Annotated in this window: 19 protein-coding genes; 1 reads left to right on the top strand and 18 read right to left on the bottom strand. The window is 66.0% G+C overall.

What is annotated here, in order from left to right; genetic code table 11:
• Nucleotides 1-88: 88 nt before the first annotated feature.
• Nucleotides 89-547, top strand: coding sequence for a flavin reductase family protein (locus tag J7I85_RS17480; protein ID WP_214854164.1), 459 nt, complete (start codon nucleotides 89-91; stop codon nucleotides 545-547).
• Between the two features lie 40 nt (nucleotides 548-587).
• Here the strand turns inward: J7I85_RS17480 and dnaE are convergent, their stop codons facing one another.
• The 18 genes from dnaE to J7I85_RS17390 form a co-directional block, all read right to left on the bottom strand.
• A complete protein-coding gene (dnaE, locus tag J7I85_RS17475; RefSeq protein ID WP_214854126.1) occupies nucleotides 588-4145 on the bottom strand; it encodes a DNA polymerase III subunit alpha in 3558 nt (1185 codons plus the stop codon).
• 52 nt (nucleotides 4146-4197) lie between these two features.
• A complete protein-coding gene (locus J7I85_RS17470; protein WP_214854124.1) occupies nucleotides 4198-5124 on the bottom strand; it encodes an RluA family pseudouridine synthase in 927 nt (308 codons plus the stop codon).
• Nucleotides 5117-5689 carry a signal peptidase II gene (lspA, locus tag J7I85_RS17465; protein ID WP_214854121.1) on the bottom strand — a complete coding sequence of 191 codons (573 nt, stop codon included), beginning with the start codon at nucleotides 5687-5689 and terminating at the stop codon, nucleotides 5117-5119. The genes J7I85_RS17470 and lspA overlap by 8 nt, the downstream gene beginning before the upstream one ends.
• 81 nt (nucleotides 5690-5770) lie before the next feature.
• The gene (locus tag J7I85_RS17460; RefSeq protein ID WP_102973981.1) at nucleotides 5771-6466 is read right to left on the bottom strand and encodes a DivIVA domain-containing protein; all 696 of its coding nucleotides are present in this window, start codon (nucleotides 6464-6466) and stop codon (nucleotides 5771-5773) included.
• 171 nt (nucleotides 6467-6637) lie between these two features.
• Nucleotides 6638-6925 carry a YggT family protein gene (locus J7I85_RS17455; RefSeq protein WP_102973980.1) on the bottom strand — a complete coding sequence of 96 codons (288 nt, stop codon included), beginning with the start codon at nucleotides 6923-6925 and terminating at the stop codon, nucleotides 6638-6640.
• Nucleotides 6926-7073: 148 nt separating this feature from the next.
• Nucleotides 7074-7604 (bottom strand): cell division protein SepF, encoded by a 531-nt coding sequence (locus J7I85_RS17450; protein WP_214854118.1) that lies wholly within the window; start codon nucleotides 7602-7604, stop codon nucleotides 7074-7076.
• An 89-nt stretch (nucleotides 7605-7693) separates the two neighbouring features.
• The gene (locus J7I85_RS17445) at nucleotides 7694-8431 is read right to left on the bottom strand and encodes a YggS family pyridoxal phosphate-dependent enzyme (RefSeq protein WP_214854115.1); all 738 of its coding nucleotides are present in this window, start codon (nucleotides 8429-8431) and stop codon (nucleotides 7694-7696) included.
• Nucleotides 8424-9188, bottom strand: coding sequence for a polyphenol oxidase family protein (locus J7I85_RS17440; protein WP_214854112.1), 765 nt, complete (start codon nucleotides 9186-9188; stop codon nucleotides 8424-8426). The genes J7I85_RS17445 and J7I85_RS17440 overlap by 8 nt, the downstream gene beginning before the upstream one ends.
• Before the next feature lie 69 nt (nucleotides 9189-9257).
• Entirely contained in the window at nucleotides 9258-10490 is a 1233-nt protein-coding gene (ftsZ, locus tag J7I85_RS17435; protein WP_190603411.1) for a cell division protein FtsZ, read from the bottom strand.
• A 189-nt stretch (nucleotides 10491-10679) separates the two neighbouring features.
• Nucleotides 10680-11792 (bottom strand): cell division protein FtsQ/DivIB, encoded by a 1113-nt coding sequence (locus J7I85_RS17430; RefSeq protein WP_214854109.1) that lies wholly within the window; start codon nucleotides 11790-11792, stop codon nucleotides 10680-10682.
• Entirely contained in the window at nucleotides 11785-13161 is a 1377-nt protein-coding gene (gene murC, locus J7I85_RS17425) for a UDP-N-acetylmuramate--L-alanine ligase (protein ID WP_214854106.1), read from the bottom strand. Before murC ends, J7I85_RS17430 begins: the two co-directional genes overlap by 8 nt.
• A complete protein-coding gene (gene murG / locus J7I85_RS17420) occupies nucleotides 13158-14258 on the bottom strand; it encodes an undecaprenyldiphospho-muramoylpentapeptide beta-N-acetylglucosaminyltransferase (RefSeq protein WP_214854103.1) in 1101 nt (366 codons plus the stop codon). Before murG ends, murC begins: the two co-directional genes overlap by 4 nt.
• A gap of 11 nt (nucleotides 14259-14269) precedes the next feature.
• A complete protein-coding gene (gene ftsW, locus J7I85_RS17415) occupies nucleotides 14270-15640 on the bottom strand; it encodes a putative lipid II flippase FtsW (protein WP_214854100.1) in 1371 nt (456 codons plus the stop codon).
• A 2-nt stretch (nucleotides 15641-15642) separates the two neighbouring features.
• Nucleotides 15643-17247 carry a UDP-N-acetylmuramoyl-L-alanine--D-glutamate ligase gene (gene murD / locus J7I85_RS17410; protein ID WP_214854098.1) on the bottom strand — a complete coding sequence of 535 codons (1605 nt, stop codon included), beginning with the start codon at nucleotides 17245-17247 and terminating at the stop codon, nucleotides 15643-15645.
• A gap of 41 nt (nucleotides 17248-17288) precedes the next feature.
• Nucleotides 17289-18398, bottom strand: coding sequence for a phospho-N-acetylmuramoyl-pentapeptide-transferase (gene mraY, locus J7I85_RS17405; protein WP_214854096.1), 1110 nt, complete (start codon nucleotides 18396-18398; stop codon nucleotides 17289-17291).
• Entirely contained in the window at nucleotides 18395-19867 is a 1473-nt protein-coding gene (gene murF, locus J7I85_RS17400; protein ID WP_214854094.1) for a UDP-N-acetylmuramoyl-tripeptide--D-alanyl-D-alanine ligase, read from the bottom strand. The genes mraY and murF overlap by 4 nt, the downstream gene beginning before the upstream one ends.
• Nucleotides 19868-19873: 6 nt before the next feature.
• Nucleotides 19874-21520 (bottom strand): UDP-N-acetylmuramoyl-L-alanyl-D-glutamate--2,6-diaminopimelate ligase, encoded by a 1647-nt coding sequence (locus J7I85_RS17395; protein ID WP_214854092.1) that lies wholly within the window; start codon nucleotides 21518-21520, stop codon nucleotides 19874-19876.
• 115 nt (nucleotides 21521-21635) lie between these two features.
• Nucleotides 21636-23444, bottom strand: coding sequence for a penicillin-binding protein 2 (locus J7I85_RS17390; RefSeq protein ID WP_214854091.1), 1809 nt, complete (start codon nucleotides 23442-23444; stop codon nucleotides 21636-21638).
• Nucleotides 23445-23465: the final 21 nt, after the last annotated feature.

Genomic DNA, 23465 nt, shown 5'->3' with positions numbered 1-23465 from the left:
TACTAGAGACTCAATCGGCATTGATGCAGTAGGGAGATCGATTTCAGTGACCTCAGATGATGTCGCCTTCGAGGGCACGTTCAAAGAGATGTTCCGCCGGCACGCAGCGGGCGTGGCCATCATCACTGTGAACTATGACGGGGTCCCCTACGGTTTCACGGCAACCTCCGTTGCCTCGCTTTCCGCCAAACCGCCGCGCTTCACCTTCAACATGGCGCGCAGTTCCAGCTCGTGGCCGGCGGTTGCCAACACCACGTACATCGGCGTGCACATGCTCGGGCTGGAGAACCAGGAGCTGGCCGACCGGTTCGCGCGCACCAAGGAACGCTTCGCCGGCGACCACTGGGCCCACGGACCCCATGATGTTCCGGTGCTCAAGGACGTTGCCGGCTGGCTGATCGGCAAGATCCAGATGCGCCTGTCATTCGAGAACAACGCCGTCGTGGTGGTCGAAGTGGTGGAAGGGCAGGTTGGCGAGGACGGCACGCCGCTGCTGTACCACTCCGGAACCTACGGGCAGCCGGTTCCGCTGGACTACGAAATCTGACCTGGCGCCGGAGTCCGGCTATGCGTCCGGACAGGGAGGTCTAGGCATCCAGGCAGGCCGGGCCCAGCAGCACCTTCAGGTCCCCGAACAGCGACGGGTTGGGGTTCACCCGCAGGTGAACGGGAAGCGCCATGACCTCGATGCGGCTATCGCCCTGCAGGTTCACTCGGACCTCGGAGTTGCCCCGGTGGTTGCGCAGCACGTCCCCCAACTCAGTGACCACGGCCTCGGTGGCCTTGTGCGTGGGCATGGTGATCACCAGCGGGCCGTTGGTGCCCTGGCTCAGGTCCGGGACGGAGAGCTCCATGCAGTTCAGGGTCACGGCACCGTCGTCGCGCCGCTGGAGCCGGCCCTTGACCACCACGATCAGGTCTTCGGCGAGAACTGAGGCAATCGGACCATAGACCTGGCCGAAGAACATGACCTCCATGGAACCGCCGAGGTCCTCGATCTCCGCCCGGGCATAGGCGTTGCCGCTGGCCTTCGCAATCCGGCGGCTCAGCGAGGTGATCATGCCCGCGATGGTGATAATGGCGCCGTCGTGCGGACCGTCCTCCGCGATGATCGAGGTGATGGACTGGTCGGCGTGCTGGCTCAATACCCCTTCCAGGCCCTGCAGGGGATGGTCTGAGACATACAGGCCCAGCATGTCCCGCTCAAACGCGAGCTTGTCCTTCTTCTCCCACTCCGGCAGGTCGGGAATCTCGATGCTGAGCGACGCTTCGGACTCGGCCTCATCGAAACCGGCGAAAAGGTCGAACTGGCCGATCGCCTCGTTGCGCTTGAGGGTGATGACGGAGTCGATGGCTTCTTCGTGGATCATGGCCAAGGCGCGGCGGTGGTGGCCCAGCGAGTCGAAGGCTCCGGCCTTGATCAGGGATTCGATGGTGCGCTTGTTGCAGACCACCGCCGGCACCTTCATGAGGTAGTCCTTGAACGAGGTGTACGCGCCCTCGCTCGCGCGGGCCGCCACCATGGCCTCGACCGCGTTGACGCCGACGTTGCGGATGGCACCCATGCCGAAGCGGATGTCGTTGCCGACCGGGGTGAAGTTCAGCGCCGACTCGTTAACGTCCGGCGGCAGCACGGTGATGCCCATGCGCCGGCATTCGTTGAGGTAAATCGCGGACTTGTCCTTGTCGTCACCGACCGAGGTCAGGAGGGCGGCCATGTACTCCGGCGCGTAATGCGCCTTCAGGTATGCCGTCCAGTACGAAATCACGCCGTACGCCGCCGAGTGCGCCTTGTTGAAGGCGTAGTCGGAGAAGGGCAGCAGGATGTCCCACAGGGTCTTGACGGCCTCCATGGAGTAACCGTTGTCCTGCATGCCCTGCGAGAAGCCGGCGAACTGCTTGTCCAGCTCGGACTTCTTCTTCTTGCCCATGGCACGGCGCAAAATGTCTGCCTGGCCCAAAGAGTAGCCGGCGAGCTTCTGTGCCACGGCCATGACCTGCTCCTGGTACACGATCAGGCCGAACGTCCCGCCCAGGATCTCCTTCAGCGGTTCCTCGAGCTCCGGGTGGATCGGGATGACGTCCTGGATCTTGTTCTTGCGCAGTGCGTAGTCGGTGTGCGCGTTGGCGCCCATCGGTCCCGGCCGGTACAGCGCCAGGACGGCGGAGATGTCTTCGAAGTTGTCAGGCTTCATGAGTTTGAGCAGGGACCGCATGGGGCCGCCGTCGAGCTGAAACACGCCCAGCGTGTCGCCGCGGGCCAGCAGCTCATAGGACGCCGCGTCATCCAACTCCAGCGTTTCGAGGTCCAGGTCGACGCCGCGGTTCATCTTGATGTTTTCCAGGGCGTCCGAAATGATCGTCAGGTTTCGCAGCCCAAGGAAGTCCATCTTGATCAGGCCGAGGCCTTCGGACGTCGGATAGTCGAACTGCGTGATGACCTGGCCGTCCTGGAAACGGCGCATGATCGGAATGACGTCGATGATGGGGTCCGAGGACATGATGACGCCGGCGGCATGCACGCCCCATTGCCGCTTCAGGCCCTCGATGCCCAGTGCCGTCTCGAAAACCTTGGCAGCCTCGGGGTCGGTGCTGATCAGCTGACGGAAATCACCGGCTTCGCTGTAGCGCTTGGCTTCCTTGTTCTGAATATCCGCCAGCGGAATGTCCTTGGCCATCACGGCCGGCGGCAGCGCCTTGGTCAGCGTCTCGCCCATGCTGAACGGGTAGCCCAGCACCCGCGAGGAGTCCTTGAGCGCCTGCTTGGTTTTGATGGTGCCGTACGTGACGATCATGGCGACGCGCTCGTCGCCGTATTTCCGTGTGACGTAGTCGATGACCTCGGAGCGGCGCCGGTCATCGAAGTCGACGTCGAAGTCGGGCATGGAGACGCGGTCCGGGTTGAGGAAGCGCTCGAAGATCAGGCCGTGGTGCAGCGGATCAAGGTCGGTGATGCGCATGGCGTAGGCCACCATGGAGCCTGCACCCGAGCCACGTCCGGGACCTACGCGGATGCCATTGTTCTTGGCCCAGTTGATGAAGTCAGCCACCACGAGGAAGTAGCCCGGGAAGCCCATCGAGGTGATGACTTCCAGCTCGTAGTCGGCCTGCTTGCGGACCTTGTCCGGGATGCCCTGGGGGTAGCGGTATTGGAGTCCCTTGTCGACCTCCTTAACCAGCCAGGAGGTTTCGTCCTCGCCCTCGGGGCAGGGGAACCGGGGCATGTAGTTGGCGCCGGTGTTGAAGGAAACTTCGCACCGCTCGGCGATCAGGAGAGTGTTGTCACACGCCTCGGGGTGGTCGCGGAACAGCTCCCGCATTTCCTGCGGCGACTTCAGGTAGTAGCCGCTGCCGGAGAACGCGAAACGGGAGCCGCCGTTGTCGTAGGTGGGTTCGAGCAGCGTCGAGCCGGACTGGATGGCCAGCAGGGCCTCGTGGGCTTTTGCGTCGTGTTCATGCGTGTAGTGCAGGTCGTTGGTGGCAACGAGCGGGAGGTTCAGGTCCTTGGCCAGCCGCAGGAGATCGCCGGTGACGCGGCGTTCAATGTCCAGGCCGTGGTCCATGAGTTCGCAAAAGTAGTTCTCCGCACCGAAGATGTCACGGAACTCCGCAGCGGCTTCCAGGGCCTCGCGGTACTGGCCGAGCCGCAGCCGGGTCTGGACCTCGCCGGAGGGGCAGCCGGTGGTGGCGATGAGCCCTTCGGAGTAGGTGTTCAGCAGCTCGCGGTCCAGCCGGGGCCATTTGCCGAACACCGAGTCCAGGGACGCGATCGAGGAGGCACGGAACAGGTTCCGCATGCCCACGTTGTTGTAGCTCAGCAGGGTCATGTGGGTGTAGGAGCCACCGCCGGAGACGTCGTCCTTGCGCTGGCTCTCATCGCCCCAGCGAACGCGGCCCTTGTCGCCGCGCGCAGTCCCGGGAGTCACATACGCTTCGACGCCGATGATGGGCTTGATGCCCTTGTCGGTGGCCTTCCGCCAGAAGTCGAAGGCACCGAAGAGGTAGCCATGGTCGGTAGTGGCCAGGGCAGGCATTCCGAGCCGCTCGGTTTCGTCGAACAGCTCCCCGAGCCTGGCGGCGCCGTCCAGCATCGAGTACTCGGTGTGGGTGTGGAGATGTACGAACGAGTCATTGCTGGAAGTCACCGGACTATTCTAGTGCCGACCCTCTGACAATTAGTGCCGGCGTGCCGCAGGCTCAGGCCCTGCCCGTGCCCAGGACTTCCAGGGCGTAGGCGAGGTCCTGGGGGTACTCGCTGGTCACGGTGACGCGTTCCCCGGTGCGCGGGTGGTCAAAGCCCAGTTCACGGGCGTGCAGCCACTGCCGGGTGAGTCCGAGGGTAGCGGCGAGCCGAGGGTCGGCCCCGTAGGTGAGGTCTCCGGCACACGGATGGCGGAGCGCTGCGAAATGGACCCTGATCTGGTGGGTCCTGCCGGTCTCCAGGTGCACCTCCACCAGGGTGGCCTTGCCGAACGCCTCAAGGACCTCGTAGTGCGTCACCGATGGCCGGCCGTCCTCGATGACGGCGAAGCGCCAGTCGTGGCCGGGATGGCGTCCGATCGGGGCGTCGATGGTGCCCTGCAGGGGATCCGGCAGGCCCTGGACCACGGCGTGGTAGACCTTGTCCACGGTGCGTTCCTTGAACGCCCGCTTGAGGGCGGTGTAGGCGGGTTCTGTCTTGGCCACCACCATGACCCCGGAGGTCCCGACGTCGAGGCGGTGGACGATGCCGGCACGCTCGGCGGAGCCGGACGTGGAAATGCGGTAGCCGGCCCCGGCCAGTCCGCCCACGACGGTGGGTCCTACCCAGCCCGGGGACGGGTGCGCCGCGACCCCCACCGGCTTGTCGACCACCACAAAGTCGTCGTCATCCAGCAGGATCTTCAGGCCTTCCACAACTTCCTCCACGACTTCAAGGGGATCCCGGCGCTCGGGGACCGTCACGTGCAGCACGGTGCCGGACGCGAGCTTGGCGGACTTTCCCACCGGTTTGCCGCCGCTGACCACGTTGCCTTCGGCTATCAGCGTCGCGGCGGACGAACGGGACATGCCCATCAGCTTGGCCAGGCCGGCGTCCACGCGCGTCCCGTCCAGCTCCTCGGGCACCACCACCCGCTCAGACATTGCCGGTCCCGTCTCGCTTTTCCCCGCTGTGGTGCGAACCGTCAAGGGCGATCCCCCGCAGGGTCAGCAGGCAGATGATGACCACAGATGACACCACGGCCGAGTCGGCGATATTGAAGATCGCAAAGTTGGGCAGCTGGATGAAGTCCACCACGTGACCCATTCCGAATGACGGATCCCGGAACAGCCGGTCCGTCAAATTTCCCAGGGCGCCGCCGAACAGCAACCCCAACGCCAGTGCCCACCACGCGGATCCCAGCTTGCGCAGCTGGAACAGGATGGCGGCGGCGACCACCACCATGATGATCGTGAACACCCAGGTCACGTTCTCGCCGATGGAGAAGGCCGCGCCGGAGTTCCGTATGTAGTACCAGTGCAGCAGCGGGGGCAGCACCGGAATCCGTTCGCCCTCCACCATGGTGCTGGTCACCCACAGTTTGGTGAGCTGGTCGAAGACGTAGGCGAACACTGCCAGTCCGGCGAACAGGGACAGCAGGACCCCGCGCCGAGGCCGCGGTGATGATGAAGCTGGATGCGCTGCGTCAGCGGCAAGGTCGTCAGTCATGGTGCTTTCATTCGGGAACCGTCGTTAATGGCAAAAGCCGGTGGCCGAGGAATCCTCAGCCACCGGCCTTCAGAATACGTGCTAAACGGCGGCGCTGCTGCTTTCGCCAACCTCAGGGGCGGCAACGGAACCACGGGCGTCCAGGTCGCGCAGCTGGCCCTCGATGTAGGCCTTCAGGCGTGAGCGGTAGTCGCGTTCGAAACCGCGCAGCTGCTCCACCTTGCGCTCGAGCACGGAACGCTGCTGCTCCAGGGCGCCGAGGATCTTGCGGGACTTCTCCTGCGCGTCGTTGACCAGGCTGCTGGCTTCGATCTGTGCTTCAGCGATGATCTTGTCGCGCTGCTGCTGGCCCTCGGACACGTGGCGGTCGTGCATCTGCTGCGCCATGGCCAGCAGGCCGGCAGCGGACTCGGAGACGTTGCTGCTGGTGACGGCGGGTGCCGGGGCTGCAACGGGGGCTGCCTGCTCAGCTGCCTTCTTCTTGGCAGCTTCGGCGGCCTTGGCCTCAGCTTCGGCCTTCGCGCGCGCTTCGTCCTTCTCGGACTTGGACGGCGCGGGGACCTTCTCAACAACAGGGGGGACGGCGGAGGTGGCAGCCGGCGATCCGGAGCCGCCTTCGGCGAGCTTCTTGCGAAGCTCTTCGTTCTCCTGGTTCAGGCGCCGCAGTTCGACGACGATCTCGTCCAGGAAGTCGTCAACTTCGTCCTGGTCATAGCCTTCGCGGAACTTGGTCGGCTGAAAGCGCTTGTTGACAACGTCTTCTGGCGTCAAAGCCATCTGGTCACCTCGTTGGTCTAGTTCGTCAGGAGGCCTTCCGGCCGTCAAAACTACGGTACCTAAATATGGTCTGGTTCCTCTAATTCAACACCGTGGCGTCAAAGAAAAGGCTTTCTGCACCAGGGCGGGTATCCAAGGGGATCGGCCCCGGCGCGGCAAGCTGATATGAAGTTATGCAAATGACTTGGTGATCGCCATGGCAATGCTGAGGCCGATGAACAGCACCAGAAACCCGAGGTCCAGTGAGACGCCGCCCAGCCGCAGCGGCGGGATAAGGCGCCGAAGAACCTTCAGCGGCGGATCGGTCACCGAGTAGACCGCATGAGCCGCCACCAATGCTACCCCGCGGGGACGCCATTCCCGCGCGAACATCTGAACCCAGTCAAAGACGAGGCGGACAATCAAAGCGACGAAAATGAACAGCAGAACGATATAGACGAGCCCGAATAGTATTCCCATGAGCTAACCCATTGTCTCCATGTTCATCGCGGGCACTACGGTGCCCTGGGATTCCGGCCAGGGGATTCCTGCCAGATTGTGCTGCTCCCCTATTTCAGCACGGATGCCAGGCAGGTGCGTCCCTGCCTGGCATCCGGAGCGCCGTTTTTTAGCTTTGATTGAAGAAGCTGGCCGTGGCCTCGCTGGCTTTCTTGTCATCTCCGATGACTTCAACGTACGACGGCGACAGCAGGAAGACCTTGTTGGTCACGCGCTCGATGCTTCCGCGCAGACCGAAGACGAGGCCGGCGGAAAAGTCGACAAGCCGCTTCGCGTCCGACTCCCCCATGTCCGTCACGTTCATGATGACGGGGATACCGTCACGGAAGCTTTCGCCGATGAGCTTGGCGTCGTTGTAAGAGCGCGGGTGGATCGTGGTGATCTGCCGCAGTCCGGTGGTCTCTTCGCGGCCCGAAGCCGCACGCTTAATGGGTGTCACGGGTGCGCGGTATTCCTCTTCGGCAGCTGGTGGCACTTCACGGGTGACCTCTCGGAGCGGCGCCGGCGCGCGGCGCTCTTCACGGTCATGCTCCATTGAGTTGTCCTCGTCCTTTTGCTGGGTGGAAAGCTCAGACTCGTAGTGTTCATCGCCGTCGGCGAGCCCAAGATAGATCATTGTCTTGCGCATAGCGCCAGCCATGGTCGACTCCTAATCGTGTCCGGAAGCGGGCCGCCCAAAGGTCAAGACAGCATTGGAATCCCCGCCATTCACTTCCAATACGACAGACGCTACCGCACGGCCGGGCGCGAACCGAGAATATCTGAGCCAATTCGGAGGTGTGTCGCACCGAATCGGACAGCTGCTTCCAGGTCCTGGCTCATGCCGGCGGAAATCCCTGTGGCGCCGGGGTAATCCCGCTGCAGGCCGGTTGAAATGCCCAGCAGTTTTTCAAAGGCCCGCTCCGGATCCGCCCCGAGCGGCGCCACCGCCATGACACCCGCCAGGCGAAGACCGCCCGCGGCTTCGAGCTGTTCGGCCAGCTGCGGCACCTCGGCGGGGGTGGCCCCGCCGCGGTGCGCGCCGGCTTCGTCGTCCAGGCTCACCTGGATGAAACAGTCCAGGTCGTCACGGCCGGTCAGTTCCTGCTGGGCTGCCATGGCCCGCTCCAGGGCCGTCACGAGCTGGGAACGGTCCACCGAGTGCACGGCAGAGGCGTAGCGGACCACCGTCTTGGACTTCTTGCTCTGGAGCTGGCCCACGAAGTGCCAGGTGAGGTCCAGGGCCCCGAGTTCCTCGGCTTTTGACGACGCCTCCTGGTCCCGGTTCTCGCCGAAATCCCTGACGCCAAGCGCTGCCAGCCGGCGGACGTCCTCGGCCGGGTGAAACTTGCTGATCACTATGAGGCTCGGCGGGTTGTTCCCGCGGTCTGCCGCCGCGGCGGCACGGTTGATGCGCTCCCAGACAGCGTCAAGGCGCTCCTCCAGCTGCACTGCCCGGGCATCCCCGGGCGCCGGGCTGTCAGTCATGGGTCCACACCAGTCCGGCGAATCTGCCGGACCGGGAGTCGCGGCGGTAGGAAAACAAGGACTCGTTTTCAAGCGTGCAGGGACCACGGTACTCGATGGGAACGCCGAGGGCGTCGAGCTGGCTGGCGGCACCGCCGGGCAGGTCGAGCGCCGGCGTCCCCCAAGATGTGGTTGACCATGCGGACGGCAGGACGGCGGCAACCTCGTCGCGGAGTTCTGCCGGCACCTCGTAGCAGTTCCCGCAGACGGACGGGCCGAGCCAGGCCCGGATGCCGGTGGCGCCGGAGGCGCGCATCTGCTCCACCGCCGCCGGAATGACTCCGGAGAACAGGCCCGGGCGCCCGGCATGAACGGCGGACAGTACGGGCCCGGAAGACCCTGCACCCACCAGGACCAGCGGAATGCAGTCCGCCACCATCACCGCAAGCGGGCCGCCGAGGGACACCAGCGCGTCCGCAGTCGGTGCCGATGGGCCGGGTTCACCGGCTGTTCCGGATTCAACGCCTGCGTCAGATTCAACGGCTGTTCCAGATTTAACGCCTGCGTCAGATTCAACGACAAGGGAGACTTCGTTGCCGTGGACCTGGTTCATGTACTGGAACCTGCGTGGCGAGATGCCGGCGATGTGCTCCAACCTCGCCCTGCGGCGCAGCACCGCGGCCGCTTCATCGCCCACGTGCAGGGCGAGGTTCCCGGCGTTCGTGTCGGTGAACGCCACGGACACGCCAGGCTGCACTTCAGCACGCCACAAAAACAATTCGAAACTCCGGCAATCAACGTTAGGAAGCAGGGACAGTGGCCGGGCGGATGTCCGCCCGGCATCCTCCTACTTCAGGAAATCGGGGACGTCCAGGTCGTCAGACCGGCTGCCGGTCAGGTCAGGCTCAACCACCGACGGAAGGTCGACGTCGAAACCCGAGTCAGCAGGTACAGCGGACGGGCGCTGCTGCCCCCAGCTGCTGAGACCCGCAGCGCCGACACCGGCGTGCACGGGCTGGACGTGGACCTGCTGGCTGCCTGCGGACGGCTGGCTCTGCGGGGCGGCCGCCGGAACGGCGGGGCGCTGCGGTGCAGCTTGCGGCAGCGACTGGTCCATGGACGGCGAGGTGGCCTTGACGTCGTCGAAGCCGGCCGCGATGACGGTGACGCGGGCTTCATCGCCCAGGGCGTCGTCGATGACCGCACCGAAGATGATGTTGGCCTCGGGGTGGGCAACTTCCTGCACCAGGCGCGCAGCCTCGTTGATCTCGAACAGGCCGAGATCGGAGCCCCCCTGGATCGACAGCAGGACACCGTGGGCACCGTCGATGGACGCTTCGAGCAGCGGGGAGGCGATGGCGAGCTCTGCTGCCTTGACCGCGCGGTCCTCGCCACGCGCGGAGCCGATACCCATCAGGGCAGAGCCTGCGCCCTGCATGACGGATTTCACGTCGGCGAAGTCAAGGTTGATCAGGCCGGGCGTGGTGATGAGGTCCGTGATGCCCTGGACACCGGACAGCAGGACCTGGTCAGCGGAGCGGAAGGCGTCCAGGACGGAGACGTTGCGGTCGCTGATGGACAGCAGGCGGTCGTTGGGGATCACGATCAGGGTGTCCACCTCGTCGCGCAGGGCGTCGATGCCCGCTTCGGCAGAGCCTGCGCGGCGCCGGCCTTCGAAGGTGAACGGACGGGTGACCACACCGATGGTCAGGGCGCCAAGGGAGCGCGCAATGCGGGCAACGACAGGCGCGCCGCCGGTTCCGGTGCCGCCGCCTTCACCCGCGGTCACGAAGACCATGTCGGCACCGCGAAGGACTTCCTCGATCTCGTCAGCGTGGTCCTCGGCAGCCTGCTTGCCGACCTCCGGGTTAGCCCCGGCACCCAGCCCGCGCGTCAGTTCCCGGCCGACGTCGAGCTTGACGTCGGCATCGCTCATCAGGAGGGCCTGGGCATCGGTGTTAATTGCTATGAATTCGACGCCGCGGAGACCCACCTCGATCATGCGGTTGACTGCGTTCACGCCACCGCCGCCGATGCCGACGACCTTGATGACGGCCAAGTAATTCTGCGGAGCTGCCACGTTACGTGTCCCTTGTTAGTGTCCTATTGCGAAAACTGATGGAGTCGAGCTTGAAGCCCTGAACCTTAACCTTCGAGTTGAAGGTTATAGTTATGTCAAGTAACTCACCTCTGTGACGCTATTTCCTATGCTGGCTACATTCAATAACCGCCACCGCGTGTCGTCCTAATCCCCTCGAAATACAGCGGCTCAGCGCGTCACCGGATGCCGTGGCACGCTCACGTCGTAAGTGTTGACCGGATTCGCGGGATCTGCGGGCACCTTGAGCAGGGCCTCCAGCACCCGGGCCTTGAGCTCCTTCTCCCCCGCGTTGCCCCAGATGACGGTCTGGCCGTCCAGCAGCTTCAGTTCCACTGCATCGACGGACTTGGCGGAGGCGTTGGAGAGCTTGGCAAGCACGTTGGCCGGGAGCGCACCGAGGACCTCGGCCGTGGCCTGGAACAAGTCCTTGCCGATGGTGCCTGCGCCGCCGTCAATCACCGGCAGCTTCACGGAGGCAGGGTCTGCGGTGGTGCCGAGCCGCACACCGTCGACGTCCACGAGCATGTAGTCCTTGCCGCGCTTCACGAGGGCGACGGGGATGCGCTCTTGGACCTGCACCACGAGGACGGACGGCGGGTGGGCCTGGGTTGTGACCGACTTGATCTGGACGAGCGGCTTCAGCAGCGAGTTGACCTCGGAATCGCTGACCTGCGGCAGCGGCATGCCCAGAATTGGCTTGAGTGCCGCCTGCACCTGGGCGGGCTTGAGGAGCTTCGTGCCGGTGACGCTCACGCTTTGGACTGCCAGCACCGGAGAATAGACGGCAGCTACGATGAGCCCCGCCACGAGGGCAGCCGTGACACACACCGCAACTATGACATTGCGCCTGATGCGCCGGCCCCGGGGTTCGGGAAAGGCCAGCACATTGTCCTGCCCGGCGGTGTCCGGCCCTGTTTTGTCCGCCCCTGCAGCATCGGTCGCTGTGGCGCCCTGTTTCTTGGCTTCCGTTTTTCTGTTATTGGGTCCCGGCTTGGCAGGTCCCGGGCTTTTCAGCCGGGGCCAGGGCGTTCTGACCGGCTTGTCCTGTGTCTTGCCCTTGGGCGCTGCCTTGCCCTTCGCCGGAGTGTTGCCCTTCAGCGTGCTGGCCTGCACGTTCTCCTGCGCCGGGCCCTCAGGTACACCCTTGGTGGCGGTGATCACGGCCGGCTTACCGCCGTCGGGATCAGCGGCAGTGTCCCGGCCGGCCGAGTCCGTGGCGGCGGGTGTGTCCCGGGCGGCGGGCTTGGCCGGACGGTAGGTGGGACGCCTGGTGCTAGCCACCGAGGGACTCCACAATGATCGGCCCGTAAGCGGTGACGTCCCCCGCGCCTGCAGTGAGGATGATGTCCCCCGGCTGCGCGGCGGCGGCCAGGGCGGCAACGGCCTCGTCGCCACCGACCAGACCGCCTCCAGAGCCGAGCTGCTCGGTGATGAGCGCGCTGGTGACGCCCGGGATGGGATCCTCCCGGGCCGGGTAGATGTCGAGCACCAGGGCAGTGTCCGCGGCCTTAAGCGCGTCGGCGAACTCTGCGGCAAACTCCCGGGTCCTGGAGAAGAGGTGCGGCTGGAAGAGGACATGGACCTTGTGGTCGCCCGCCACGGATCTCGCCGCCGCCAGGGCTGCCCGCACCTCCGTGGGGTGGTGGGCGTAGTCATCGTAGACCCGCACGCCCCTGCCCTCCCCCTTGTATTCGAACCGCCGCGACGCGCCGGAGAAGCCGGCCAGGGCGGAAGCAGCAACCTGCGCGTCCACGCCGAGTTCGAGCGCCACCGCCATGGCGGCGGCAGCGTTCAGCGCATTGTGCCGTCCGGGGACCTGCAGTGCCAGCGGGAACCGGCCGCCCGCCGTCGTAATGGCCACCCTGCCCGGGCCGCCGTCGTCGAGCCGGAGGTCGGCGGCCTCGGAGGTGCCGTACAGGACAACGCGGGCATTGCCACGCTCGCGGGTGCGCAGCGCCAGTGCGTGTGCGCCGGCGTCGTCCGCGCAGGCCACCAGCACGCCGTCCGCTGGCAGCAGTGCCGTGAAGCGGTCGAAGGATTCGTATACGGCTTCGGCGGTGCCGTAGTGGTCGAGGTGGTCCGGTTCCACGTTGGTGACGACGGCGATCTGCGGACGGTAGTTCAGGAACGAACCGTCGGATTCATCCGCCTCGGCAACGAACACCTGGGAGCTGCCGTTCGCCGCGTTGACGCCGAGCGCCGGAACATTGGCGCCGATCGCGAACGACGGGTCCAGGCCTGCGCCCTGCAGCAGCACGGTGATCATGGACGTCGTGGTGGACTTCCCGTGGGTTCCAGCCACCGTCACCACGAGGTCATCGCCCATGGTGGCGGCCAGCGCCTCGGAACGGTGCAGCACCGTCAGGCCGGCGGCCCGCGCGGCCTCGAGTTCGGGGTTGTCGGCGCGGATCGCCGATCCTGCCACGACCGTCTGGGCGTCGCCGAGGTTGCCGGCTTCGTAGCCCACGCAGATCCGGGCGCCGGCCGCGGCGAGCTCCTTCATGACCGGCAGGTCCTTCGCGTCCGAACCGCTGACGGGTATCCCGCGCGCCACCATGATCCTGGCGACGGCGGACATGCCCACGCCCCCGATCCCGATGAAGTGCACGCGGCCCAGTGCTTCCTGGCTGGGTGCTGCATTGGTGGTCATTTGGATACCGCTTCCAGTACGAGGTCGGCCATGAGCTGGTCGGCATTTCGGATGCCAAGGTTCTCCGCGTTCGCCGCCATCGCGTCCAGGCGGGAACGGTCGGTCAGCAGTGGGATGAGGCTGGTGCGGACCCATTCGGGGGTGAAGTCCCGGTCCGCTACGAGCAGGGCGCCGCCCGCTTCCACCAGTCCGCGGGCGTTCAGCGCCTGCTCGCCGTTGCCGATCGGCAGCGGCACGAAGACCGCGGGAACGCCGACGGCGGCCACCTCGCTTACGGTGGCGGCGCCGGAACGGGCGAGCAACAGGTCAGCCGCGGCGTAGACGGTTTCCATGCCGTCGACGTACTCAAGCTGGCGGTAGCCGTCGGCGCTCAGCGCGTTGCCGTCTGCGTCCGCCACGGACTTGCCGCGGCCGGTGATGTGGATGGTCTGGACGCCGGCCCGGGACAGCGCTTCGAGCGAGGCCGCCACAGTGCGGTTGATGCTTTGCGCCCCGGACGAGCCTCCGGTCACGATGAGCACCGGCTTCCCGGGCTGCAGGTCCAGTGTGCGCAGGGCGCCGTTCCGCGCCGTTGCCCTGACCATGGCCGAGACTTCGCGGCGCATGGGCATGCCCACGTGGCGGGCGTTGGGCAGCGGGGTGCCAGCGAACGCCACGGCCACGTGCCGGCTCAGCCGTGCCCCGACCCGGTTGGCCAGGCCCGGCCGGGTATTGGCTTCGTGGATGACGATGGGGATCTTCCGGCGCCAGGCAGCGAGGTACATGGGCGTGCAGACGTAGCCGCCCACGCCCACAAGAACGTCTGCCGCAGCGTCATCAAGGATCCGACCGGCCTGCCGCACGGCGCCGGCGAGGCGTCCCGGAAGGCGGAGCAGGTCCGCGGAGGGCTTCCGCGGGAACGGGACACGGTCGATGGTGGCCAGTTCCAGCCCCGCGGCAGGGACCAGCCTGGTCTCCATGCCGGCGGCCGTTCCGACCGCGAGCAGCCGGGCGTCGGGGCGGGCATCGCGGATGGCGGCGGCGATGGCCAGCAGCGGGTTGATATGGCCTGCTGTTCCGCCGCCGGCGAGGACCACGGACAATGACTCGGTTTTCATCAGGTGCTGGTTTACGCTTTCGTACGGGTTTTCTTGCGCCCGGGCAACCGCCACGGGCCGAGCAGTTTGCGGGGCCGGATGTTGGGCGCCATCTGTTCTCGGGCCAGTGACAACACTACGCCGATCGCGCAGAGCGACATCAGCAGCGCCGAGCCGCCGTAGGAGATGAACGGCAGCGGGACGCCGATCACCGGCATCAGGCCGGTGACCACGGCCATGTTGACCGTTCCCTGGCCCAGCAGCCACACCATGATGGTTCCGGCGAGGACCCGGTGGAACAGGTCCTCCTGTGCCACCACCACGCGGTAGATGGCGGCGCCCAGGATGGCGAACAGGACCAGTACGACGACGGTCCCCACCAGTCCGAGTTCCTCACCGATGATGGCGAAGATGAAGTCGTTGTGGGCTTCGGGGATCCAGCTGTATTTCTGCCGGCTCTGCCCGAGCCCGACGCCGAACCAGCCACCCGATGCCAGCCCGTAGAGGCCGTTGGTGGACTGGTAGTTAGCGTCGATGCCGTCGCCGCAGCTCTGGCCGGTCCACCACGAGGTGATGCGGCAGACCCGGTTGGAACTGGTCATGGCCATGACCGCTATGACGGCACCCAGGCCCACGGCCGCGAACCCGAACAGGTGGAGGCGCACGCCGGCGAAGAACAGGGCGGCGGCCGTGATGAGCATGATGATCATGCCGGTGCCGAGGTCGTTTCCGATCAGGACGAGTCCGATGATCCCGCCGGCGATGGGCACCACGGGGACCACGGCGTGTCCCCACTGGTGCAGCAGCGACGCCTTCTTAGCCAGCACGGTGGCCATCCACAGGGCCAGGGCAAGCTTGGCTGCCTCGGAAGGCTGCAGGGTGAAGAACCCGCCGATGTCGATCCAGTTCTTGTTGCCGTTGACGCTGGTGCCAATGACCAGTACGAGCCCCAGCAGGGCGTAGGCAATGATGATGCCCAGCCACGCGAGCCGCTTCAGCCATACGACGTTGATCCGGGACAGCATGAACATGCAGAAAATGCCGATACCGGCGAACAGGCCCTGTTTGAGTGCCGCCGTGTACGGCGACTCACCCGCGGCAATGGCCTCCACGCTGGAGGCCGAGAGCACCATCATGATGCCGATGGCGGTCAGGGCCAGCGTGGTGCCGAGGATGAGGTAGTAGGTGGAGCCGTTGCGCGACTTGCCGTTTCCCTCGAGGGCGGACCAGAAGCGCCTGTACCAGCGGAGCAGCCGGCCCTTGGCGGGAGTCGTCGATGCAGCACCCGGTCCGGCGTTCCGGGACTTGGCGGCCACGGATTTAGGGGTCAGGGGGGCAGCCCCACGGGAGGTTTCCCCCGCCCGCTGCCGGGCGGCCGCAGGACGTGTGGGTGTGCTGACCATTCTTACTCCTTGCCGGTCCGGGCCTCCCCTTCCACGAGCTCGCGGACCGCTGCAATGAAGGCGTCGCCACGGTGAGCGTAGGAAGAGAACTGATCCATGGATGCAGCAGCCGGGGCCATCAGCACAGTGTCACCCGAGGCGGCGAGCTGTGCCGCCGATGCGACGGCCCGTGCCATCACTGCCTCGCCGGTTTCGGCTGAATCCGATGCGGCGTCATGACCGGTCCCGGCTGACTGCACAATTTCAGTGTGGCCTGCCGCCTGCCGGATGACGGGGACATCCGGTGCGTGTCGCTGCAGGGACTCCTCCAGTGACGCCGTGTCCTTGCCAATGAGCACCACGGCCTTCAGGCGGCGTGCATGCTCGCGGACCAGATCGTCGTAGCTGACGCCCTTGGAGAGGCCGCCGGCAATCCACACCACGGGCTCGAAGGCGGCCAGGGACGCGGAGGCGGCGTGCGGGTTGGTGGCTTTGGAGTCGTTGATCCAGAGAACGCCGTGCTGCTTGGCGACCGGCTGGATGCGGTGGCTTCCGGGGATGTAGGCCTGCAGTCCCTCGCGCACGTGTTCGGGGCTGACTCCGTAGGCGCGCACCAGGCCGGCGGCGGCCAGGGCGTTGGCCACCATGTGGCGGGGGGCCACCGGGCCGAGGTCGGACATGGACGCCAATTCGACGGCGCTGTCCTTCCGCTCGGCGATGAAGGCCCGGTCCACGAGCAGTCCCTCCACGACGCCGAGCATGCTGATGGCCGGCGTGAGGGTGGTGAACGCCACGGCGCGGCAGCCCTCCACCACATCCGCATCCTCCACCATGCGTTCGGTTTCGATCTGCTCGTCGTTGTAAATGCAGGCCTTCTGCGTGTTTTCGTAGATCTTGGCCTTGTCGGCGAGGTAGGACTCGTAGGAGCCGTGCCAGTCCACATGGTCCTCGGCGACGTTGAGGCACACGCTGGCTACCGCCGAGACGGAATCGGACCAGTGCAGCTGGAAGCTGGAGAGCTCCACCGCGAAGACGTCGTACTCCACCGGGTCACGCAGGGCATCGAGGATCGGCGTGCCGACGTTGCCCACTGCTATCGCTTTCAGGCCCGCGGCCCGCAGCATGGACTCGGTCAGGCCGACCGTCGTCGTCTTGCCGTTCGTGCCGGTGATGGTGAGCCAGTCGGCTGTCTTCCGGCCTTCGCGGACGCGCAGGCGCCAGGCGAGTTCGACGTCGCCCCAGACCGGGATGTGGGCGCGGGCGGCAGCCGCGAGCAGGGCCTGGTCCGGGCGCCAGCCGGGCGAGGTGACCACGAGGTCCGGCTTCAGGCCGTCGATCTTAGGCAGGGAGCGGACAGCCTCCTCCCCCAGGAGAACGTCCGCCGCGCCCACGATCCGCAGCGTGTCCGCCTTGGCCTGAGCAGTTTCCGAAGTGGCGCCGTCGACCACCACCACGCGGGCTCCGAGTTCAATCAGCGTGTCCGCGGCCGCGAAGCCCGAGACACCAATCCCGGTGACCACCACGCGCAGTCCGGCCCAGTCGGAGTCCCAGCTGACCAGGCCGCTGAGCCTTGCCGGACCGGTTAAGGCCAGACCGGTTGAGGCGGGACCGGCGGCTGCGGTGCCCATTGCTTCGTTCTGGGTTGCTTCGTTCTGGGATTCGGAGCCGTTCACAGCAGGACCACCCATTCCGCGTAGAAGATGCCAAGGCCCGCGGCGACGAACAGGCCGGCGAGGATCCAGAACCGGACCACCACGGTGACTTCCGCCCAGCCCTTGAGTTCGAAGTGGTGCTGCAGCGGCGCCATCTTGAAGAAGCGCTTGCCCTTGGTCACCTTGAAGTAGCCCACCTGGATGATGACGGAGAGCGTGATGAGGACGAACAGGCCACCGATGAAGGCCAGGAGCAGTTCGGTGCGGGAGAGGATGGCGAACCCTGCGATGGCGCCGCCGATCGCGAGGGAGCCGGTGTCGCCCATGAAGATTTTGGCCGGAGAGGTGTTCCACCACAGGAAGCCCACCAGCGCGGCGCTCATGATGGCCGCAAGAAGCGCAAGGTCCAGCGGATCCCGGACGGAATAACAGCCACCGCCCGCCTGACGCGGCGAGCCGCAGGCCTGGTTGCTCTGCCAGATGCCCATCAGCGTGTAGGCGCCAAAGACCATGACCGCGGCGCCAGCGGCCAGTCCGTCCAGGCCGTCGGTGAGGTTGACGCCGTTGGTGGCGGCGGTGACGATCAGGTTTGACCACAGCACAAAGAGGATCGCGCCAAGCACGGTGCCGCCGAACGCCAAGTCCAGCCACGGGATGTCCCGGACCAGCGAGATCTTGGTGGACGCCGGGGTAAGGCCATCCGTATCCGGGAAGTACAGGGCCATGACGGCGAAGATGATGCCCACCGCCGCCTGGAGGATGAGCTTCGCCTTGGCGTTCAGGCCCAGGCTGCGCTGCCGTGAAATCTTAATGAAGTCGTCCAGGAAGCCCACCAGGCCCATACCCACCATCAGGAACAGCAGGAGCAGCGCCGAGGCCGACGGCCCAGCCGACCGGGGGTTCATGAACCACATGATGAGGTGCGTCAGGCCGTAGCTCAGCAGGACTGCGCCCACCACCACGGTGCCACCCATGGTGGGCGTGCCGCGTTTGGTGTGGTGCGAGGTGGGTCCGTCATCGCGGATGAACTGGCCATAGCTCTTGCGGACCAGCAGGCGGATGAACAGCGGCGTACCCACCAGAGCCAGCAGCAGGGCCAGGCCAGCGCCGATCAGAAGTGCAATCACAGCAGCTCGCTCCCTTCATTGGCATTTGTGGGGGTGGCATGTGGGGGTAATGCTATCCGATCGCCCAAATGGCGCAGTCCCACGCTGTTGGAGGACTTGAAGAGCACCAGGTCGCCGGGTTCGAGCTGCTCCTGGAGCAGTTCGTAGGCCTCATCAACTGTCTCGGCGAAGATGCATTCATCGCCCCAGGACCCTTCCTGCACGGCGGAAACGTACAGCGAACGCGCTTCCCGGCCCACCACAAGGAGGCGGGAGATGTTCAGCCGCACCACCTGCGTGCCGACGGCGGTGTGCTCGCGGATGGAATCGTCGCCCAGTTCCAGCATGGCCCCGAGTACGGCCCAGGTGCGGCGGCCGCGGCCGAGGTCGGCCAGCGTGCGCAGGGCCGCCCGCATGGATTCCGGGTTGGCGTTGTACGCGTCGTTGATCACCGTGACGCCGTCGGGCCGTTCGGTCCGCTCCATGCGCCAGCGGCTTGCCGCGGACTGGGAGCTCAGCGATGCGCTGATCCTGTCAGCCGGTACACCGGCCGCGTGCGCGGCCGCTGCGGCGGCGAGGAGGTTCGCCACGTGGTGTTCGCCGATGAGTTTGCTGCTGACCCGGACCGTGGGCTCCCCCGGCACTTCGAGGTCGAACTCCGGGTTGCCCGAGGCGTTGGTGTCCAGGTTGGCGGCCCGGACGGCAGGAGCGTCCGGATCAGCATCCCGGGAAGAGAAGCCCAGAACAATCCCGCGGGTCCGGGCGGCCATGGCGGCAACACGGGGATCGTCAAGGTTCAGCACGGCGGTACCTGCGGCCGGTACGGCCTCGGCGAGTTCGCCCTTGGCGGCCGCGATGTTTTCCACGCCGCCGAACTCCCCGGCGTGGGCTGTTCCCACGCCGAGCACCACGCCAATCTCTGGCCGCACCATGTGGGCCAGGTAGCGGATGTGTCCGATGCCGGTGGCCCCCATCTCGATGACCAGGAACCGGGTGTCAAAGCCCGCCTGGAACACCGTGAGGGGCACGCCGACCTCGCCGTTGTAGGAACCCCTGGGTGCAACGGTAGGCGCCTCGGCCGACAGGATTCCCGCGAGCAGGTCCTTGGTGGTGGTTTTGCCTGCCGAACCGGTAATGCCAATGACGGTCAGCTGTTCGCCCGCCGACTCGCGGTGCTGCCTGATCCGCCGGACAGCCTCTGCCGCGAGAGCGCCCATGGCGAGCACCGCATCCTCGACGACGACGGACGGATAGTGCCGGCCGGCGTCGTCCTTGATTTCGCGTTCGGTGAGCGCCAGAACCGCGCCGCGGTCAAAGGCAGCACCCACGAAGCTGTGCCCGTCTGCGCTTTCGCCCGGTTTGGCGACGTAGAGGGAGCCGGCAACGGCCTCCCGCGAGTCGGTCACCACGGATCCGGGGGTGACGGCGGGGTCGGCTAGCAGCCGGCCGTTGGTGATTTCGGCGATTTCCGCCGCAGTTAGTTCAATCATGTCGGTCTAGGACTCTATCCCGTCGTCTTGGAGAACGGTGAATCCTCGTGCCGTCAAGGCGTTCCGTAGTTCCACCCTGTCGTCGAGGGCAAGGTTCTCTCCTTTGACCTCCTGCCACACTTCGTGCCCGCGCCCCGCAATCAGGATGGTGTCCTCCGGAGCCGCCAGGTTGACGGCCTCACGGATGGCAGCATCGCGGGGGAAAACTTCCACGATTTTGCAGTCGAGCTGCTCGGCTTCCTTGGCGTCCGTCGCACCCACCAGCACTTCCGCGCGGATCGCCGCGGCGTCCTCATCGTGGGGGTCGTCATCGCTGACGATCACGACGTCGGCGAGCCGGGCTGCGGTCGCGCCCATGGAAGGGCGCTTGCCCTGGTCGCGCTGGCCGGTGGCACCGAAAACCACTATCACCTTGGACGCGGGCTCAGGGGACCGGACGGCCTCCAGGGCGCGTGCCAGTGCATCAGTGTTGTGCGCGAAGTCGACGACGGCGGCCGGTCGGCTGGAGACCAGCTGCATGCGGCCGGGCACTGCCACGCTGAACGGATCCCGGCCATCGAGGGCTGCCTGCACTTCGGCGGGGTCTGCCCCGCCGGCAAGCACCATGGTCAGGGCCAACGCCGCGTTGGAGACATTGAACGCGCCTGGCAGCCCGGTGTGCACGCGGAGTTCGGTGCCGTTCCGGCCTCGGAGGGTGAATTCCGTACCGAGGCCGCGGGGCTTCGGGGCGGTGACGGTCCAATCAGCCACTGGCCCACTACTGGGCTCGATGGTGGCCAGCGTGGTGACCGGAAGCTCAGTCTCAGCGGCAAGCCGGCGTCCCCACTCGTCGTCGACCGTCACGACGGCGGCACGGGCGCGTTCAGCGGTGAACAGCTCCGCTTTGGTCCGGTAGTACTCCTCCATGGTGCCGTGCAGGTCCAGGTGGTCCTGGGTGAGGTTGGTGAATCCGACGACGTCGAAGACCACGCCGTCGACGCGGCGGAAGGACACCGCGTGCGAGGAGACCTCCATGGATGCGGCGTCAAGGCCGCGTTCCCGCATGAGGGCAAGCAGGGCGTGGACATCGGTGGATTCCGGGGTGGTCAGGAGGCTGGGAATCGGGTCCCCGCCGGCCAGGATCTCGATGGTGCCGATGAGTCCGGTCTTCTTGCCCATCGCCTGCAGCAGGGCGTTGATGAAGTACGTGGTGGTGGTTTTTCCGTTGGTGCCGGTCACCCCGAACATCGAGGGGCCTGGGAGGTCGGCGTCCTGGCTCCGGTAGATCAGCCTGGACAGGCGGCCCACCACGCTGCGGGGCTCCGCCACCACAAGTACGGGCACAGCGAGGTCCGAGCCGACGGCAAGAAGCCGCGCGCCGGCGTCGTCCGTCAGTACCGCAGCCGCGCCTGACTCGATCGCCGTCGCGGCAAAATCGGCACCGTGCCGCGCCGCCCCCGGCAGGGCAACGTACAGGTCTCCCCGTTCCACGGACCGGGAGTCGAGCGAGACGCCGGTGACCTGAACGGACTCAGAGGCCCGCGGCACCGGAACTCCCACTGACTGGCCGATGACACCCAGTTCGACGGCGGCGACGGCGGCGGGCCGGAAGCCGCTCTTGGATGCCGGCCCCTCCGGGGCGTCGGCAGTGCCGGGGTCATGCTGCTGTGACAACTCAATCTCCGTTGGTGCTAGCGGACCAACGGACACGACAGAACTGTTTGTTCAGGTGCACCGCGGTCTTTCTTGGCGGGCGTTACTTGGCGTACTGCGTTATGCGGCGTACTGGTCACTTAGCGAACTGGGGCAGCCTGACGGGCGTGCCCTTGGACGGCGGAACGTTGTACGTCCGCAGTGCCTGGCTCATGACCGAGCGGAACACGGGCCCGTTGGTGATCCCGTAAATGGACCCCTTGGGACGCTGCAGGACCACCTCCACAATAAACCGCGGATCGTCCATCGGCGCCATCCCCACCATCGAGGCAGTGTACCCGCAGAAGCCTGCGGTCCCGTCGTCGCAGGGCGATTGCGAGGTACCGGTCTTGGCCCCGACCCGGTAGCCGTCGATCGCGGCCTCCTTGATCTGGCCCTCGGTGACTGCACTTTCGAGGATGTCCCTCACCTGCTGCGCCGTCTGCTCCGAGACCACCCTGCGGGACGGCTTGGCCGCCACCTTTTCCTCGGCTCCGTCCGGGCTGATGTAGCTGTCGATGAGCCGCGGCTGCAGCATCACACCGTCATTGGCGATCGACTGGTAGGCGCGGACCGTCTGGAGTGTCGACTGCGAGACACCCTGCCCGAACAGCACCGTGTACTGCTGGCGGCCGTCCCACTGGTCGGCCGGGGTCAGGATGCCCTTCGCCTCGGCCGGCAGGCCGATCTCCGGTGCCTCACCGATTCCGAACTTCTGCAGCCAGTCGTGCCGCTGATCTTTGCTGAGGCGCTGGCCTGCCATCACGGTGCCCGTGTTCATGGACCAGCCCAGGATGCCCGCCAGTGTCCGCTTCTCGGTCCCATGGGAAAAGGAATCATCAAATTGCTGGCCGTCCACCACCAGCGACGGCGGGATAACGAACGTGTCCAGTGGTTTGGCCTTGCCTTCTTCGATGACCGCGGCGGCGGTGATCATCTTTTCCACTGACCCGGGCTCGTAAGCGGCGGTAACGGAGCGGACGCCACGGTCCTTGGCTGCCACCTTGCCGGGGTCGTTGGGGTCGGGCGTATTGGTGTCGGCCATCGCGATGATGTTGCCGGTCTTCACGTCCGAGACGATGATGACCCCCCACTCGGCGCTGAGCTTGTCCGCCTGGGTCTGGATGGCCTGCTGGGCGAAGTACTGGAGGTCGGAGTTCAGCGTGAGTTTGACGTCCTTGCCGTCCTGCGCGGGCGTCAGTTCATCGATGCCCACGGGAATACGAAGGCCGTCGGCGCCGATTTCGAACACGCGCTTGCCCGCAGTGCCGCGCAGTATTTCGTCCTGGGTCTGCTCGAGGCCGGCCTGGCCGCTGGTGCCGTTCTCAAGGAAGCCCACAATGCCGCCGGCCACCGAGCCGTTCGGGTAGACGCGCTTGCTGGTTCCCTCGGAGAAAATACCCGGGATCTGCAGTTCCGAGACCCGGTTTTCGACGTCGGGCCGGAGGTCCTTGGCCACGATGTAGTAGGTCCTGGTTCCGGTGACGGATTTCCGCACGTCCTCGGTGTCCATGCCAAGGACGGCAGCAAGCTCGGCGATCCCCTGGTCTCGCGACACGGTGACGAGTTCGTCCTTGCCGTTCACCTTTTCAAGGCGCTTGAAGGATTCGGTCTTGGTGTTTACAGACTGGTCAACAGTGATGTTGTAGCGGATCACGCTGTTCGCCAGCACTGTTCCGCTGGCGTCCAGGATGCTGCCGCGCTCGGCCGGCAGCACGGTGGGGCGCAGCCGGTTGTCCAGGGCAGCTTCAGCCATGCCGCCGACGTCCAGTCCCTGCACCAGGAAGAGCTTTCCGCCGACAACCACCAGCAGTGCAAGCATGATGCTGAGTCCGAGGCGGAGCCTCTTCGTGGCGTTAGCAGCCTTCTTCTTGCTTGCATTGCTCTTGCCTTGCGCCACGCTCATCCCCTACTGCTTGCCATGCCG

The sequence above is a fragment of the Arthrobacter sp. ISL-65 genome, from assembly GCF_018613795.1.
Classification (GTDB): domain Bacteria; phylum Actinomycetota; class Actinomycetes; order Actinomycetales; family Micrococcaceae; genus Arthrobacter.
The sequence above is the reverse complement of the archived record's forward strand: the minus strand, read 5'-3'. Positions and strand labels throughout refer to the sequence as shown.